The sequence below is a fragment of the Oscillibacter valericigenes genome (assembly GCF_021531915.1).
Classification (GTDB): Bacteria; Bacillota; Clostridia; order Oscillospirales; family Oscillospiraceae; genus Oscillibacter; species Oscillibacter valericigenes_A.
This window is the reverse complement of sequence record NZ_JAFBIV010000002.1, coordinates 30,543-47,882: the sequence shown is the minus strand read 5'-3', so window position 1 is coordinate 47,882 and position 17,340 is coordinate 30,543. Positions and strand designations below refer to the sequence as shown.

The window sequence follows — 17,340 nt, the reverse complement described above, 5'->3', positions numbered from 1 at the left end:
ATGAAAAAAGCAATTTTGGCGGTGTCCTTCGGCACCTCTTATCCGGATACTCTGGAACAGGCCATTGCCGCCACAGAGCGAGCCCTGGCAGAGACTTTCCCCAACTGGGAGGTTCGCCGTGCCTTCACCAGCGGCATGATCATCAACAAGCTCCGGCAGCGGGACGGCGTGGAGATCGACAACGTGGCCCAGGCCATGGACCGCCTGGAGACGGAGGGCTTCACCCATGTGGCGGTGCAGTCCACCCATGTGATGCACGGCGAGGAATACGAAAAGATGCTGGCTCAGCTGGAGCCCTACCGCCTGCGGATGCAGGTGTCCGTGGGCATGCCCCTGCTCCATGCCGAGGCGGACTACACCGCCGTGGCGGAGGCCCTGCTGAACTGGCTGCCCAGACCCGTAGAGGACGAGGCACTGGTGCTCATGGGCCACGGCACGCCCCACTTCGCCAACTCCGCCTACGCCCAGATGGAGCATGTGCTCCAGGCCCGGTGCGAACGGGTGTATGTGGCCACGGTGGAGGGATATCCCACCCTGGACAGTGTGAAGCAGCAGCTGACCAAGCATCCGGAGATCAGAGAGGTGACCCTGGCGCCCTTCATGCTGGTGGCGGGAGACCATGCCCGCAACGACATGGCCGGGGGGGAGGACTCCTGGAAGGCAGAACTGGAGGCGGAGGGCTATGAGGTCCGCTGTGTGCTCCGGGGCCTGGGCCAATGCCCGGATATCCGGACGCTGTTCACGGAACACTGCCGGGAGGCGGTGGAGACCCTGTCCCGGGGCGGCAAGCTGTGGGGTGTGGGTGTTGGCCCCGGCGACCCGGAACTGCTGACTATGAAGGCGGTCCGGGTGCTGCGGGAGGCCGACGTGGTCATGGTGCCGGATACCAGCAAGACTGAAAAGACGGCCTTGAACATCGCAAAGGACTATCTGGACGGCAAAGAGTTGGTCTTTGTGAAGACCCCCATGGTGCGGGACAAGGCTGTGGTGGACGCGGCCTATGAGGAGGCCGCCGGGAAGATCGCCGCCCTGCTGGACCAGGGCAAACAGGTGGTGTTCCTGACCCTGGGCGATCCTACGGTCTACTCTACCTACATGTATATCCATGAAAAAGTGCTGCGGCAGGGCTATGAGGTGGAGGTGGTCCCCGGTGTGACCTCCTTCTGCGCGGCGGCTGCCCGGCTGAACATCTCCCTGTGTCAGGGCTCTGAGCCCCTGCTGGTGATCCCTGCTTCCCACGATCAGGAGGCATTGCTGGACGTGCCTGCCAATAAAGTGTTTATGAAGGCCGGACGGTCCATTCTGGAGCTGCGGCAGACCCTGGCAGACCGGGGGATGCTGGAAGGTGCCTCTATGGTGGAGAACTGCGGCATGGCCAATGAGCGGGTCTATCCCAACTTCGCGGAGCTGAAGGAGCCCTCCGGCTACTTCTCCCTGGTGATCGCCAAAGGAGGCAAGTCATGAGCCTGGTCATGTCGGGCCTGGACTGCCACCGGGCATCCATTGCCCTGCGGGAGCGGCTGGCCTTTTCCCAACAGGAGGTGCGGGACCTGCTGCTGTGGCTCCGGCACCAGCCGGGGGTGGAGGGCTGCGTGCTGCTGTCCACCTGCAACCGGACCGAGCTGTATCTCAGCGGTGAGACAGACACCCCCTGGCGGCTGCTGTGCCGGGGCGCCGGGGTGCCGGAGGAGGAGTTGGAGTCTTACTTCACCACCCGCACCGGCACCGATGCGGCGAAGCATCTGATGGAGGTGGCCTGCGGGCTCCATTCCCAAATTTTAGGGGAGGATCAGATCATCACCCAGGTCCGCACTGCCATGGAGCTGGCCCAGGAGGAAAAGACCGCCGACCCAATTTTGGCGGCACTGTTCCGTCGGGCGGTGACTGCCGGCAAGCGGGCCAGGACCGAGGTCCATGTGGCCCGGGGCGTGCCCTCCATGGGCACCCGCTGCCGGGAAATTTTGCAGCAGGAACTGGGAAACTTGGCGGGAAAGAAGGTCCTGGTCATCGGCAACGGGCAGATGGGCCGTCTGGCGGCGGAGCTGCTCCACGAGGACGGGGCCCGGGTGCAGGTGACCCTGCGGAGCTACCGCCACGGCGAGACTGTGGTGCCCGCTGGCTGCGGCACGGTGCCCTATGAGGAGCGCCTTGCGGCCATGGAAGGGATCGACGCGCTGGTGTCTGCCACGGCAAGCCCTCACTATACGCTGACACTGCGCCAGTTGGAAACCGTGGCCCGGCCGCCCCGGGTGGCGGTGGACCTGGCGGTGCCCCGGGACATCGATCCAGCCTGTGCCGCCCGGATGCGCTGCTTTGACACGGACTCCCTGGGTGCCTGCGGCCCCGGCAACCGGGAGGAACTGGCGGCCATGGAGGCCATCGCCGGGGAGGAGCTGGAGAAGTTCTGTCAGTGGCAGCGGCGCCAGACGGCGCCGGAGCGTCCTCTGCGGTTCCCGCTGTTCCTGGACCTGACGGGAAAAAAAGTGGCGCTGGTGGGCGGCGGGACCATTGCCGCCCGGCGTATCGGCACGCTGCGGCTGTTTGGCTGCGAGATCGTGGTGATCGCCCCGGAGCTGAAGGCCAAGGCCGATGGCATTACCTGGATCCAGAGGCCCTATGAACCCGGCGACCTGAAGGGCGCCGTTCTGGCCATCGCCGCAACAGATAACCGGGAGGTCAACCGCCAGGTGGGCCAGGAGGCCCGCCGTCTGGGCATCCCCGTGTCCGTGGCGGACTGCGAAGCGGAGTGCAGCTTCTATTTCCCCGCCATCTGTACCGGCGAGGGCCTGGTGGCAGGGGTGGTGTCCTCCGGAAAGGACCACCACAAGACTGCCCGGGCGGCACGGGAGATCCGCAAGGTATTGGAGGAACTGGAATGAAGATCAAGATCGGCAGCCGGGAAAGCAAACTGGCGGTGATCCAGAGCCGGATGGTCATGGACGCCATTGCCCGGACCGTTCCCGAGGCGGAGCTGGAGCTGGTGACCATGAAGACCACCGGCGACCGGATTTTGGATAAGACCCTGGACCAGATCGGCGGCAAGGGCCTCTTTGTGAAGGAACTGGATCAGGCGCTGCGGGACGGACGGGCCGATTTCACCGTCCACTCCCTGAAGGATATGCCCATGGAGGTGCCGGAGGACCTGCCGCTGGCGGCTTTCTCCAAGCGGGCGGACCCCCGGGATGCGCTGGCGCTTCCGGAGGGCGTCACGGAGCTGGACCCGTCCAAGCCCATCGGCTGCTCCTCCCGGCGTCGGCAGCTGCAATTGAAAGCGCTGTTTCCCCAGATGGACGTGAAGCCCGTCCGGGGCAACGTGCAGACCCGACTGAAAAAGCTCCAGGACGGGGAATTCTCCGCTCTGGTGCTGGCGGCGGCGGGGTTGAAGCGCCTGGGTCTGGAGGACCGCATCAGCCGGTATTTCTCCCCGGAGGAGATGCTTCCTGCGGCGGGTCAGGGCATCCTGGCGGTGCAGACCCGGCAGGGTGTGGACACTGCCTGTCTGGCTGGGGTCCATGACCCGGACGCCGCCTGCTGCGCCCTGGCGGAACGGGCTTTTGTTCGGGCGCTGGATGGCGGATGCAGCTCTCCCGTGGCGGCCTACGCTGTGGTGGAAGGGGAGACCCTGACTCTGACGGGCCTGTATGTGAGTCCCGACGAGACAGTGGTGCGCAAGGACTCTCTAAGCGGCCCCAGGACGGCAGCGGAGACGCTGGGGGAGACCCTGGCCGACAAGCTGAAGAAAGGAACGTGAAGCCCATGAAAGGCAATGTGATATTGGTGGGCGCGGGTCCCGGTGACCCCGGCCTGCTGACACAGAAGGGTCGTCAGGCTCTGGAGCAGGCCCAGGTGGTGGTGTTTGACCGGCTGGTGAGCCCTGCCATTCTGGCCCTGATCCCGCCCCGGGCGGAAGCCATTGACGTGGGCAAGGAGTCCAGTCACCACCTGGTGCCCCAGGACCAGATCAACCGCATCCTGCTGGAAAAGGCCCTGGAGGGCAAGCGGGTGGTGCGGCTGAAGGGCGGCGATCCCTTCCTGTTTGGCCGGGGCGGCGAGGAACTGGAGCTGCTGGAGGAGCACGGCGTGCCCTTCCAGGTGGTCCCCGGTGTCACGTCGGCCCTGTCGGTGCCGGCTTACGCGGGCATCCCTGTGACCCACCGGGATTTCTGCTCCTCACTCCACATCATCACCGGCCACGCCAAGGCCGGGTCGGAGCTGCACATCGATTTTGACGCCCTGCGCCGCACAGGGGGGACCCTGGTGTTCCTCATGGGCGTTTCCTCTCTGCCCAACATCTGCAAGGGACTGCTGGACGCCGGGATGGAGCCGTCCATGCCGGCGGCTGTGGTGGAGCGTGGCACCCTGCCCGGACAGCGGAAGGTGGTCGCCACCCTGGCGGAGCTGCCTGAGAAGGCCCAGGAGGCCCGGATCAAGAGCCCGGCCATCATCGTAGTGGGCAAGGTCTGCGGCCTGTCTGACCGGTTCGACTGGTTCGACAGCCTGCCTCTGAAGGGCAGGGAAGTGGTGGTCACCCGTCCGACGGACCGCAGCGGCACCCTTTCGGAGCGTTTGCGGCAGCTGGGGGCCAGCGTGACGGACTATCCCTGCATCCGCACGGTAGCCAGAGACCCCAGCCCGGAGCTGGACCAGGCCATCCGGGAGCTGGACCGCTACCGCTGGCTGGTGTTCACCAGCCCCGTAGGCCCCGGCATCTTCTTTGACCGCCTGCGGGCAGCGGGGAAGGACGCCAGAGCCCTGGCGGGGGTGAAACTGGCGGCCATCGGACCCAAGACGGCGGCTGCGCTGGAGGTCCATGGCCTGGCGGCGGACCTGGTGCCGGAAGTTTACGATTCCGACAATCTGGCCCGGGCCATGGCCGGGGTGGAAGGCCCCGTGCTGCTGTGCCGGGCCAGTCAGGGAAGCCGCGCTCTGCCTGAAATTTTCGAAAAAAACCGCATTCCCTTTGTGGATGTACCGTGTTATGATACGGTGTATGAAAACCCGGACCCGGCGCCTGTGCGGGCGCTGCTGGAGCGGCCTGTGCTGGTGACCTTTACCAGCGCCTCCACCGTGCGGGGCTTTGTGGAAAGCCTTCCCGGCGCGGACCTCTCCAGGGTGCTGGGCTGCTGCATCGGCCCCCAGACGGCGGCGGAAGCAAAGAAATACGGCATGACCGTGGTGACGGCCAAGGAGGCCACCATGGAATCTCTCATGGAATGTATCAAGGAAGTGTGAATCAAATGGATCTTACCATTCGTCCCCGCAGGCTTCGGACCTGCGACAGCCTGCGCCGTATGGTGCGGGAAACCAGAGTGTCTCCGGACAGCCTGATCTACCCCCTGTTTCTGGTGGAGGGGGAGAACATCAAGGAGCCCATTCCCTCTCTGGATGGACAGTACCGGTATTCTCCTGACCGGATCTGTGAGGAGATCGCCGCCTGTATGGATGCTGGTGTCAGCCGGGTGCTGCTCTTCGGCATCCCCGCCCACAAGGACGCCTGCGGTTCCTCCGCATGGGATCCCAACGGCGTGGTGCAGCAGGGCATCCGGGCCATCAAGGCCGCCTACCCCGACTGCTATGTCATCACCGATGTGTGCATGTGCGAGTACACCGACCACGGCCACTGCGGTATCCTCCACGACCATGAGGTGGACAACGACAAGACCCTGGAGGTCCTGGCAAAGACCGCCCTGTCCCATGTGCAGGCGGGTGCTGATATGGTGGCGCCCTCTGACATGATGGACGGACGGGTGGCTGCCATCCGGACCATCCTGGATGAAAACGGCTTTGAGACCACCCCCATCATGTCCTATTCCGCCAAGTACGCCTCTGCTTTCTACGGCCCCTTCCGGGATGCCGCCGGTTCTGCGCCGTCCTTCGGCGACCGCCGGGGTTATCAGATGGACCCCCACAACCGGAAAGAGGCCCTGAAGGAGTGCGCTCTGGACGTGCAGGAGGGGGCGGACATCCTGATGGTGAAGCCCGCCCTCAGCTACCTGGATATCATCCGGGAGTGCGCCGACAACTTTGACCTGCCCATGGCCGCTTATTCCGTCAGCGGCGAGTATGCTATGATCAAGGCTGCCGGGAAAGAGGGCCTCATCGACGAGCACCGGGTTATGTGTGAGAGCGCCCTGTCCATTTACCGGGCCGGCGCGGATATCCTGATCACCTATTTCGCCAAGGAACTGGCCCAGGCCATGCAGAGAGGGGAGCTGGGATAATGACCCGTTCGGAACAGCTGTTTGAAGCCGCCCAGAAGGTCCTGCCCGGTGGCGTCAACTCCCCGGTGCGGGCCTGCCGCGCGGTGGGGACGTATCCCCGTTTTCTGGAAAAGGGCAGGGGCAGCCGGGTCTGGGACGCGGACGGAAAGGAGTATATCGACCTGATCTGCTCCTGGGGGCCCCTGCTCCTGGGCCACTGCAACGAGACTGTGGAGACGGCGGTGCAGGAGGCCGTGAAGAAGGGCCTCAGCTTCGGCGCGCCCACAGCCATTGAGGTGGAAATGGCGGAGCTGGTTTGTGAAATGACCGGCGTGGAAATGGTCCGCATGGTCAACTCCGGCACCGAGGCGGTCATGTCGGCCCTGCGGCTGGCCAGAGGTGCTACGGACCGCAGCAAGATCATCAAATTTGCCGGGTGCTATCACGGTCATTCCGACTCTATGCTGGTGAAGGCCGGCTCCGGCGCTCTGACCGGCGGCGCTCCGGATTCCGCAGGTGTCCCGGCGGAGATGGCAGGGGATACCCTGACCGCTGATTATAACGACCTGGACAGCGTGCGCCGCCTGTTTGAGGCCAATCCCGGTCAGGTGGCGGCGGCCATCGTGGAGCCGGTGGCGGCCAACATGGGCGTGGTGCCGCCTCAGCCCGGTTTTTTGCAGGGCCTGCGGGACCTGTGCGACGAATTCGGCGGTCTGCTGATCTTTGACGAGGTCATCACCGGCTTCCGCCTGGCCCCCGGCGGCGCCCAGGAATACTACGGTGTCCGGGCCGATCTGGTGACCTACGGCAAGATCATCGGCGGCGGTATGCCGGTGGGCGCTTACGGCGGAAGCCGGAAGCTGATGGAACTGGTGGCGCCCCTGGGACCGGTGTATCAGGCCGGTACCCTCTCCGGCAACCCCGTGGCTATGGCCGCGGGTCTGGCCCAGCTGAAGACGCTGCAAAGCAACCCCTCCATTTATGCGGAACTGGAGCGGCGGGGCGCCATGCTGCAGGAGGGCCTGCGGGACGCCCTGAAGGGCATCCCCGCCCAGGTGAACCGGGTGGGCTCTATTCTGACAGTGTTCTTCACCGAGCAGCCTGTCACCACCTATGAACAGGCTAAGTCCTCCGACCTGGAGCGCTTCAAGCACTGGTATTTGGGCCTGCTGCAGCGGGGCATTTACGCGGCCCCCAGCCAGTTTGAGGCCATGTTTCTCTCCGCGGTCCACACCGATGAGGAAATCGAGCAGATCATCCGGGCCGCCCGGGAGATTTTCTGACCGGAAAGGTCAACTGTCAGACAAAAAGTCACCGCAGGTGCTTGGCATCTGCGGTGACTTTTTTTGCTTGCTTCGGGAAACAAATGCTCTATGGAAGAATCCTCCGGGACCGAATTGGAAAACAGCCGGGAGATGCGGTTTTGGTGACGGTGAAGTCGCAGGAGACAGCCAAAGAATAACAAACGGGGAGCATGTTCAGAACCGATGCTTCCCATTTGCTTTTTTGAAGATGAAAATTATCGCCTGGAGATATATCCCCGGAACAGGCGGACCATTTCATCCACACACCGGTCCGCCTCGTCCGGGTCGCCCTTGATAACGGCCCGCAGAATGGCGGAGTGAGATTCGAAGATCTCCCGGTTGATGCGTTGATGTTCCTCCAGGGAGCAGTGCTGGATGGACTGCAGGAACGCGTCTGTGTTCAGTCCCACGATCACATCGTTGATCAGCAGGGCCAGAGCATTGTGGCTGGCTTTTGCCAGGGCGGTGTGGAAGGCGATATCGTATTTCTCAAAGCTGTTGGGGGTGCAGATGCTGGCCTCCGCCGCGTCCAGGGTTGCCTGGATGGCACGGATGTCCTCTTCCGTCCGCCGGAGAGCGGCCAGACGGGCGCAGGTATGGTCATTGATGTTGCGGTATTCCACTAAATCATCCAGCTTGATGGCACCTGCGGCCAACAGCTTTTTCAGCGGTTCCTCCACCGTGTGCAGAGAGAGACTCTGCACCACAGCACCGCCGGCACTGCCTACGTTGATTTTCAAAAAGCCGTCCTGCTGCAGCATCCGCAGAGCCTCCCGCACACTGGGCCGGCTGCGGTGGAATTGCTCCGCCAGCTCCCGCTCCGAGGGCAGAGAGTCACCGGGACGCAGTTCGCCGGAGGCAATTTTTTGATAGATCTGATCGTAGATCACCTCAGAAGCGCGCTTGGTAGTAGCGGGCTGAAAGAGGGGATTGGAATTCTGAACATCGCCCATGATGGCTTTCTCCTGACTTTGTTGCACATTTAACATGAATTTTATCATGTTCTTCATTTTGCGTCAAGAAATTGCGCAGAAAGCGATGGTGTGTCCACATGAAAACAGTTTCCGACTGTATGGGGAATATAAATCAAAGAGGGTATATTGACATTTGGCTTCCAATCATGTATATAAATGGTAAGACCATTCATATATTTTATATAGAAAAAGGAGTTATGCTGACATGAAAAAAATCGGTTTTCTGGGACTGGGTGTCATGGGCCTGCCTATGGCGAAGAATCTGCTGAAAAAGTCCGGCTGTGAGATTCTGGGCTACGACGTGGTGGAAAAGCAGCGGGAGAACTTCATCGCCGCCGGCGGCACCGTGGCCGGGCCGGAGGAGATCTACAAGATCTGCGATGTCATCATGCAGATCCTGCCCACCCACGCCATCATCCGGGACAGCGTGGAAAAGGCTGTCCAATACGGTAAGCCCGGCCGCATCATCGTGGACCTGAGTTCTACCGCCCCCGACATTATCCAAGAGCTGTACAAGCTGGCCAAAGACGCCGGTATGTACCTGCTGGACTCTCCCATCAGCGGCGGCAACCCCATGGCCATCGCCGGTACTCTGGCCATCATGACCGGCGGTGACAGGGAGGCCTTTGAGGAAGTGAAGCCCCTGCTGGAGTGCATGGGTACCCCCGTGTATGTGGGCGGTCCCGCCAGCGGCAGCGTCACCAAGCTGGTGAACAACATGGTGGCCGGTGCCTATCTGGTGGCCATGGCCGAGGGCTATGCCTTTGCCGCCAAGGCGGGCATCGACCTGCAGACCACCTTTGAGGCCACCCGCGGCGGCTTTGCCGGCGGTCCCCTCTATGATAACAAGATCCCCAAGCTGATCCACCGGGACTACGAGCCTGGAGCCCGTGTGGCCGTTCACCGCAAAGACATTCTGAACGCCAAGCACTATGCCCACCATATGGGCGTGGATACGCCCATGACCGACGTGGTGCTGCAGGTGATGGACTGGATGAACGACAACGGCCACATTGACGAGGACCAGATCGCCATGGTAAAATACTACGAAGATAAGATGGGCGTGACGGTGGGAAGCGCCGACTGATTGTATCCCACGGAGGTGGATGCCAATATGGAAGCGGTCCGATACGCACTGCAGGCAGTCCTGCCGGTGGCCTTGCTGCTGGTGCTGGGCTGGCTGCTGCGGAAAAGAAACATGGTCTCAGAGCACTTTGCGGCGGAGGGGGACCACCTGTGTATGCGCCTGCTGTTCCCGGTGCTGCTGTTCCGCAGCATCTCTCAGGCAGAGCTGGCATTGGACAGCTGCCTGCGGAGTATCGCCTTTGCCTATGGGTTTATCGCCGTGTGCCTGCTGGCGGGGGTCCTGGTGATCCCGCACCTGATCCATGACCGAAGGCAGATCGCCGTGGTGATCCAGTGTCTCTACCGGGGGAATTTCACCCTTTACGGCATCCCCTTCTCCCAGCTTCTGGGGGGAGCGGGCGCCGCCGCTGCCGCCTCCGCCATGGCGGCGGCTACCCTGCCGGTGCTGAATATTGCGGCGGTGGTCATGTACGCCTGGTACGCCGGGCAGGAACACAAAAGCTGGGGACAGCTCCTGAAAGGCATCCTGAAAAACCCCATTCTGTGGGGCGTGTTTCTGGGACTGGCCTTCCGGCCCTTCCACATGGCTTTGCCGGGACCGCTGGAGAGCCTGACCACGAGTCTTGCCTCCATGGCGTCGCCGCTGGCGTTTCTGACCCTGGGTGCCAAGCTGTACAACGGGAAGCGGCCCGCCGGACAGAGAAATCTGACGGCTGCCGTGGTGGCCTGGAAGCTGCTGGTCATGCCGCTGTTGGGGATGCCCATTGCCATCTGGGGCTTCGGCTTCCGGGGAACAGAACTGATCCCCGTGTTTCTATTTACGGCGGCGCCCTCGGCCATCACCACCTACCAACTGGCGGGGGAGTATGGTGCGGACGACCTGCTGGCGGGCAGCATCGTGACCACCTCCACACTGGTGTCCTCCGTGACGCTCTGCGTATTCGTGGCCCTGATGAAGCAGACGGGTCTGATTTGAAAAAACCTCCAAGCGCGATATTTTCGCGCTTGGAGGTTTTTTGCAGTCCCGCAGGCCGGTCGATGCCTGCGGGACCGCGTATTATTTCGTTTTGCAGACCAGCTCTCCGTTCTCCGTATCCAGCACCAGGGTGCTGCCTGCGGACAGGTCGCCCCGGAGAATGGCCTTGGCGATCAATGTCTCGGCGCTGCTCTGGAGATACCGCTTCAGGGGGCGGGCGCCGTATACCGGGTCGAAGCCCCGGTCGATCAGCAGCGTCTTGGCGCTGTCCGTGACTTCCAGCTTCAGTGTCTTGTCCGCCAGCCGCCGCTTCAGGCCCTGCATCAGGATGTCGATGATGCCCTTCAGGTTCTCCTTGGTCAGGGGCTTGAACAGGATGATCTCGTCCAGACGGTTCAGGAACTCCGGCCGGAAGGAGGCGCGCAGCTCCGCCATGACGGCGTTCCGGGCGTCTTCGGAGATGTTGCCGTCGGGCTGGATGCCGCCCAGCAGTTCCTGAGAGCCCAGGTTGGAGGTCAGGATGATGATGGTGTTCTTGAAGTCCACCGTGCGGCCTTGGGAATCGGTGATGCGGCCGTCGTCCAGGATCTGCAGCAGAATATTGAACACATCCGGGTGGGCCTTTTCCACCTCGTCGAACAGCACCACGCTGTACGGCTTGCGGCGGACGGCCTCTGTCAGCTGGCCGCCCTCGTCATAGCCCACATATCCCGGAGGCGCGCCGATGAGCCGGGATACGGAGAATTTCTCCATGTACTCCGTCATGTCGATGCGCACCAGGTTGTGCTCGTCGTCGAACAGGCAGTCCGCCAGGGACTTGGCCAGCTCCGTCTTGCCCACGCCGGTGGGACCCAGGAACAGGAAGCTGCCGATGGGCCGGTTGGGGTCCGCGATACCGGCACGGGAGCGCTGGATGGCCTCCGTCACCAGCCGCACGGCCTCGTCCTGGCCCACCACTCGCTTGTGGATAACGTCATCCAGGTGCAGCAGCTTCTCCCGCTCACCCTCCACCAGGCGGCTGACGGGGATACCCGTCCACTTGGCCACGATATCCGCGATCTCGTTCTCCGTCACCGTGTCGTGGACCAGGGTGTTGTCCCCGGTGTGCTGCTCGGCGATGGCCTCGGCCTCTTTCAGTTCTTTTTCCAGGGCGGGCAGGTCGGAGTATTTCAGCTTGGCGGCCTTCTCGTATTCCAAACGGGTCTGGGCCTGTTCAATTTGGCCCTGGAGCTGCTCCAGCCTGCCTTTCAGTTCCTTGACCTTGTCCACGCCGTGCTTTTCCGCCTCCCAGCGGGATTTCAGGGCGTTGAACTGCTCCTTTCCGTCGGCCAACTCACGTTTCAGCTCCTCCAGACGGTCCCGGGACAGCTGGTCGTCCTCCTTTTTCAGGGCCATCTCCTCAATTTCCTGCTGCATGATCTTCCGGCGTAGGTCATCCAGTTCGGCGGGCATGGAGTCGATCTCCGTACGGATCATGGCGCAGGCCTCGTCCACCAGGTCGATGGCCTTGTCGGGGAGGAAGCGGTCGGTGATATAGCGGTTGGACAGGGTGGCGGCGGCCACCAGAGCGTTGTCGTGGATGCGGACGCCATGGAAAATCTCATAGCGGTCTTTCAGGCCCCGGAGGATAGAGATAGTGTCCTCCACCGTGGGCTCATCCACCTGCACCGGCTGGAACCGGCGCTCCAGAGCGGCGTCCTTTTCGATATACTGGCGGTACTCATCCAGGGTGGTGGCGCCGATGCAGTGCAGCTCGCCGCGGGCCAGCATGGGTTTCAGCAGATTGCCGGCGTCCATGCTGCCCTCGGTCTTGCCTGCGCCCACGATGGTGTGCAGCTCATCGATAAAGAGGATGATTTTTCCCTCGGACTTGCGGACCTGTTCCAGGACCGCTTTCAGCCGCTCCTCGAACTCGCCCCGGTACTTGGCGCCCGCGATCAGGGCGCCCATATCCAGGGAAAAGATGGTGCGGTCTTTCAGACCGTCGGGCACGTCGCCCCGGACGATCCGCTGGGCCAGCCCCTCGGCGATGGCGGTCTTGCCCACGCCGGGTTCGCCGATGAGGACGGGGTTGTTCTTGGTCTTCCGGGACAGGATGCGGATGACGTTCCGGATCTCGCTGTCCCGGCCGATGACCGGGTCCAGTTCCTTTTTCCGGGCCCGTTCCACCAGGTCGGTGCCGTACTTTTTCAGGGCGTCGTAGGTGTCCTCCGGATTGTCGGAGGTGACAGGATTGGACTTCACCTTGGACAGCTCCTCGCTGAACCGGCTGCGGGTGATGCCGTGGTCCTGCAAAAGCTGCCTGAGCGCTCCGGAACTCTCGGCGAAGATGCCCAGCATCAGGTGCTCCACGGAGATATATTCGTCGTGAAGCTTTTCCGCCGTCTTTTCCGCCACGGTCAGGACCTTGCTGGTCTCAGGGGAGGCGTAGACCTGTCCGCTGCCGCCGGAGACCTTGGGGAACTCGTTGATCTTGGCATCCAGCTCCGTCAGCAGACTGCTGCAGTCCACTCCCATCCGGCTGAACATGGAGCCGATGAGGCCGCCGTCCTGCTTCAGCAGGGCATACAGCAGGTGCTCCGGCGTCAGATATTGGTTGTTTTTCTCCTGCGCCAGGGCCTGGGCGTCCCGGATGGCCTCCAGCGTTTTCTGCGTATAGTTTTCCGTACTCATAGGATCTCCCTCGATTCAAAAGACCGGCGCCGTGCTCCGGCGTCCGGCTGGAGTGTTTTCCGCCTTGGGCTGCCGCTTCCTCAGATCAGAAAGAAAGCCCTAGCTGCTCCTCTCAATTTGGCTTTATTATACCTCTGCTTTTAGCACTGTCAACAGGAGAGTGCTAAAATTCATAAAGCAGGCAAAGAATGTTCACAGCTTTTTCAAAAATGGCACGATAACAGGGGACGCCTTAGATTTTGGAGAACGGCGGAACATATCAGAGCTTTGTATTCTGGAATGAATGATGCTCTGAAGCGGCGCCGGCGGTCGTATCAGCCTGTATGTGGACACGTATCAGGGCCGGTCCGTCAGAGCGTACACCATGCGCTCTCCGGAGACATAGTATGAAATGGCCGGCACCCTGCTGACCAAAACTGACAAAGAGGAGCGTGTATTGGACCATGTCCTGCTCTTGCAATCAGGCAAGGACCTCCGCATGCAATCTGGAAATCGATTACTCGACTGTTCCGGGTGAGCGGGTCCTGCCTTTTCAGATATCTCTCAATTTGACCGACTCCGTCCTCGACCCATCTGCCGGTGAGAATCAGCGGTTCTGTTATGACGTTGTGGCCGTCGGCGAAGATAGTTCGCTGTACGCCGATCTGAGCCATCTGGTGCTTGGAATCTGCAATGAGATCCCGGCGGAGGAGATCGTGAATATCACCGTCGCCATCAATGGTGTGGCCCAGGAAGTGGTGTTTGGAGAGGGCGGCAATGTAGAGCTGCGCATCGCTGACAGCCCTGATCCTCCCACCGGATGCCCTGGCCTGAAATTTGATTTCCCACTGGATAAGGTATACGGGATGATGCGCATCTGCTTTGAATTGACGGTGGCCCGCGAGGTGGCGGGGATTGATATCTGTCTGTTCGGCGGCAATACGACTACCGAGGGTCTGAAGATCTGCGGTCCCATCTGTGAAAAGCAGGGCGGCGGGAGCTGCCCGGTGGTGGGGTATCAGCGCTCCACTGTCTGCGTGCCGGTGACAGTGACCCCCTTTGCACACGTGGGCACGCCGATCACGAACTGCTGCGGCGAGCCCATCGTAACGGAGGGAGATGTCTGCCCCCGGAACGGCGGTGTCTGCCGCTTTACCATCAGCCAGGAGATCTGCGTCGCCGTCCCTGTGGAATTCGGCGCCCGGGCCGTGGCGGGAACGCCCAGCGTCCAGTGCGGCGAAGCCAGCAATCAGAATATCTGCGCGGACTGCACCTCGGCCGATGCGGCTGTGAGCGATTAAAAAGCGGACCTGGAAGCACACCTAAGATCTTCTGGGCAGGGCCTGAGCTGAAAACGGTGCAATAGAGGTGTAATAGAGTAAATTTTGCACCCATTTTGCACAACTTTTTCAACAACAAGAAAGCATAGAACCGTTGCGGTTCTATGCTTTCTTGGCTTGAGTGGAGAGACTTGAATTCAAGATGTCAGAGGGTTCGGAAAACCAAAAGATCCATCAACAATACAATATCAAATTATGCGGATTTCCTATGTATTTGACACTTTTTTGCTGCATTACGACGGAAAAAGTGCAATTTATTTCCGATGGTTATAAATATTTGACTCTCCAAATATCTGATTCATCGGACTGTGAAGGCTGGACATTGCAGATGTGCATACTTGCCCGCAACAAGCCTGCATGCAAATCACCCAGTCGGTTTTCGGCTGGGTGATTTACGTTGAGAAAAGAAGAATATATGAGATAAAGCGCAGCGCTTTATGAGCAGAATATACTTCCGAAATGATCAGCAGTAGGTCTCCACATGGGCGCGGGTGACCTGGGTGGCCTTCCTGATGTTCTCCTCATTAGAGAGCTTGTAGTAGTCGGGGCGGAATACCTCGATGGTGCAGACGCCGCCGGCGAAGCCGATCTTCTTCAGGGTGTCCGCATACCGCTTGTGGTCCAGGCAGTCGCCGGGCTCGCCGGGCCACAGGCGTTTTTCGTCCGTGTTGTAGGCGGCGCCGCAGGGCATGTTCTCCATGCCGTTCAGGTGCCAGATGAAAATCTTTTTGCCGTCGGCCTTCTCCAGGGCGTCCCAGCCGGAGGCCATGGCGTGGAAGTGATACTGGTCCAGGGTCACGCCCATCAGAGGATGATCGACCTCCTCCACGATGGCGTAGGCGTCCTCAAAGCGGTTGATGGTCATGGTGGGGCAGCCGCAGAACTCCAGTGACAGCTTGATGCCGTAAGGCTCCGCTTTCTTCACCATCTCCCGCAGGACGGCCACGGCGTCGGCCCGGATGTCGTCCAGGGTGGCGTGGACGGTCAGGTCCATGGAGGGCACCACCACGACCATCCTGCAGTCCAGAATCCGGCAGCGGCGGATGATCTCGTCCAGCTGGGCCATGACAGCGTCCTTTTCCGCCTGGGTCTGCTTCATATTAAAACCGACAAGGGCGTTGTAGGACAGCATCTTCAGCTTGTGGGTGCGGAAGAACTCGCCCAGCTCCTCCAGCGTGTACTTGCCCGCCGCCAGATCTCGGTCCAGGCACTCGGACTGAACATCGATGTAATCAAAGCCATACTTTTCGCACAGGGCCAGATCTTCCAGAACGGAGTGGTTCTCGCAGAAACGGTTGCAGCCTTCGTTAAAACCAATCTTCATGTTGCTCCTCCTTATATATTCGGCATTCAGGGCTGTTTTCCGGCCGTTGTTATCGGGATAGGAATAGACTTTCTGAAATCTATCTGCTATGATATGGACACATCCACAAAAGAGTGCTTCTCACGATCTTCCATACGCCTAATATCCATGGCACAGTTGATTAATTTCGTGCAGCGTGCCGGGGACGATTGGGTATCCTGCCGCGGGCGTCAGTCGGGAAATCTCCGCCTGAGAACTTCAGACAGAGAAGATCTTACAGAAAGGGGTCAAAACGGTGCAATATTTGTTTAATAAGGCCATCAGCGCCATACCTCCGTCTGCATCTATGGCAATCAACGAAAGGGCAAAAGCCATGCGGGCTGCCGGGAAGCATGTCATCACGCTGGCCGCCGGAGAGCCTGACTTCGATACGCCGGACCGTGCGCGAAACGCCGGTATCCGTGCGATCTCCGAGGGACATACCCATTATACAGAATCCCGCGGTATCCGTCCGCTGCGGGAAAGCGTTGCACAGATGTTGTGGGAGGACCGGGGCATCGCCTGCTCCGCAGAGAATATCCTGATGGCCCCCGGCGGCAAATATGCCATCTATGAGACCGTCCGCACCCTCATCAATCCCGGCGAAGGACAGGAGGTCATGATCCTGAATCCCGGCTGGGTTTCCTATGCACCTATCGTGTCGGCGGCAGGCGGCGTGCCTGTAGGCGTGGAACTGGATTTTGAGGAGAACTATCATATTACCCGGGAAGCACTGGAAAAGGCGGTTTCGCCCCGTACCCGGCTGCTCATCATCAATTATCCCAACAACCCCACCGGCTGTGTCCTCTCTCTGGAGGAGGCCGGGTACATAGCGGATTTTGCTGTGGAGCACGATCTGCTCATCCTGTCCGACGAGGTGTACAGCACCATTGTCTATGACGGAGCCGAGAGCATCAGCCCGTGTCCATTACCCGTGCGGCGGATCGTGTGATCACCGTCAATGGCTTTTCCAAGTCTGCCGCCATGACAGGCTGGCGGCTGGGCTATATTTGTGGGCCGAAGGAAGTTGTGGATACGATCCAGAAGCTGAATCAGCATACCATAAGCTGCCTCAGTGACTTTTCTATGGAGGCCGCGCTGGAGGCGCTTCAATGCAAGGATGCGATGGCCGCTATGGTGGAAAGCTACCGCCGGCGCCGGGACTTCTTTGTCGCTGGGCTGAATGCCATTCCTGGTGTCACCTGCCATTTGCCGAAGGGCACCTTCTATGCCTGGACGAAGGTAGAGCTGGCGGGGAAGAACAGCCGTGAAATTGCGGAGTATCTGTTGGAGGAGGCCGGAGTAGCCACAGTTCCCGGAGATGCCTATGGTCTCGGCGGCGCTTGCTGTATCCGCATGTCCTTCGCCTCGGCGGAGGATGATCTGCGGGAGGCGCTGCGGCGGATGGACGCCGCGATCCGAAAAATCAATGATTGAGATCGAAATAGAGCAAGACAGCCGCAGTT

At 60.9% G+C, this 17,340-nt stretch carries 14 protein-coding genes; 11 read left to right on the top strand and 3 right to left on the bottom strand.

Annotated features, from left to right (window positions below):
- The 6 genes from cobI to hemL are packed head-to-tail and all read left to right on the top strand — an operon-like array spanning position 1 to position 7,483.
- Positions 1-1,464 (top strand): precorrin-2 C(20)-methyltransferase, encoded by a 1,464-nt coding sequence (gene cobI, locus JQM66_RS01835; protein ID WP_235228105.1) that lies wholly within the window; start codon positions 1-3, stop codon positions 1,462-1,464.
- Complete coding sequence (hemA, locus tag JQM66_RS01830; protein WP_235228104.1) at positions 1,461-2,879, top strand: glutamyl-tRNA reductase; 1,419 nt, start codon at positions 1,461-1,463, stop codon at positions 2,877-2,879. Before cobI ends, hemA begins: the two co-directional genes overlap by 4 nt.
- Entirely contained in the window at positions 2,876-3,751 is an 876-nt protein-coding gene (gene hemC, locus JQM66_RS01825) for a hydroxymethylbilane synthase (protein ID WP_235228103.1), read from the top strand. The genes hemA and hemC overlap by 4 nt, the downstream gene beginning before the upstream one ends.
- Before the next feature lie 5 nt (positions 3,752-3,756).
- A complete protein-coding gene (cobA, locus tag JQM66_RS01820) occupies positions 3,757-5,232 on the top strand; it encodes a uroporphyrinogen-III C-methyltransferase (RefSeq protein ID WP_235228358.1) in 1,476 nt (491 codons plus the stop codon).
- Between the two features lie 5 nt (positions 5,233-5,237).
- Positions 5,238-6,221 carry a porphobilinogen synthase gene (gene hemB, locus JQM66_RS01815; protein ID WP_235228102.1) on the top strand — a complete coding sequence of 328 codons (984 nt, stop codon included), beginning with the start codon at positions 5,238-5,240 and terminating at the stop codon, positions 6,219-6,221.
- Complete coding sequence (hemL, locus tag JQM66_RS01810) at positions 6,221-7,483, top strand: glutamate-1-semialdehyde 2,1-aminomutase (protein ID WP_235228101.1); 1,263 nt, start codon at positions 6,221-6,223, stop codon at positions 7,481-7,483. Before hemB ends, hemL begins: the two co-directional genes overlap by 1 nt.
- Positions 7,484-7,719: 236 nt before the next feature.
- On the opposite strand, the gene JQM66_RS01805 is transcribed toward hemL, so the two are convergent.
- Positions 7,720-8,457, bottom strand: a complete 738-nt coding sequence (locus JQM66_RS01805; protein ID WP_268824279.1) for a FadR/GntR family transcriptional regulator — start codon at positions 8,455-8,457, stop codon at positions 7,720-7,722.
- Between the two features lie 226 nt (positions 8,458-8,683).
- Here JQM66_RS01805 and JQM66_RS01795 point away from each other — a divergent pair, with 226 nt between their 5' ends.
- Positions 8,684-9,565: an NAD(P)-dependent oxidoreductase gene (locus tag JQM66_RS01795; protein WP_235228100.1), complete on the top strand. Its 882-nt coding sequence runs from the start codon at positions 8,684-8,686 to the stop codon at positions 9,563-9,565.
- Positions 9,566-9,592: 27 nt separating this feature from the next.
- Positions 9,593-10,540, top strand: a complete 948-nt coding sequence (locus JQM66_RS01790; RefSeq protein ID WP_235228099.1) for an AEC family transporter — start codon at positions 9,593-9,595, stop codon at positions 10,538-10,540.
- Between the two features lie 81 nt (positions 10,541-10,621).
- On the opposite strand, the gene clpB is transcribed toward JQM66_RS01790, so the two are convergent.
- Entirely contained in the window at positions 10,622-13,213 is a 2,592-nt protein-coding gene (gene clpB / locus JQM66_RS01785) for an ATP-dependent chaperone ClpB (protein WP_235228098.1), read from the bottom strand.
- Positions 13,214-13,761: 548 nt separating this feature from the next.
- Here clpB and JQM66_RS01780 point away from each other — a divergent pair.
- Positions 13,762-14,493, top strand: coding sequence for a hypothetical protein (locus JQM66_RS01780; protein ID WP_235228097.1), 732 nt, complete (start codon positions 13,762-13,764; stop codon positions 14,491-14,493).
- Between the two features lie 502 nt (positions 14,494-14,995).
- Here JQM66_RS01780 and JQM66_RS01775 read toward each other — a convergent pair.
- Positions 14,996-15,856, bottom strand: a complete 861-nt coding sequence (locus JQM66_RS01775; RefSeq protein ID WP_235228096.1) for a sugar phosphate isomerase/epimerase family protein — start codon at positions 15,854-15,856, stop codon at positions 14,996-14,998.
- Positions 15,857-16,130: 274 nt separating this feature from the next.
- Here JQM66_RS01775 and JQM66_RS12530 point away from each other — a divergent pair, with 274 nt between their 5' ends.
- Both JQM66_RS12530 and JQM66_RS12525 read left to right on the top strand, forming a co-directional pair.
- The gene (locus JQM66_RS12530) at positions 16,131-16,826 is read left to right on the top strand and encodes an aminotransferase class I/II-fold pyridoxal phosphate-dependent enzyme (RefSeq protein ID WP_328284099.1); all 696 of its coding nucleotides are present in this window, start codon (positions 16,131-16,133) and stop codon (positions 16,824-16,826) included.
- Entirely contained in the window at positions 16,796-17,311 is a 516-nt protein-coding gene (locus JQM66_RS12525; RefSeq protein ID WP_328284098.1) for a pyridoxal phosphate-dependent aminotransferase, read from the top strand. Before JQM66_RS12530 ends, JQM66_RS12525 begins: the two co-directional genes overlap by 31 nt.
- The last annotated feature ends 29 nt before the right edge of the window (positions 17,312-17,340 follow it).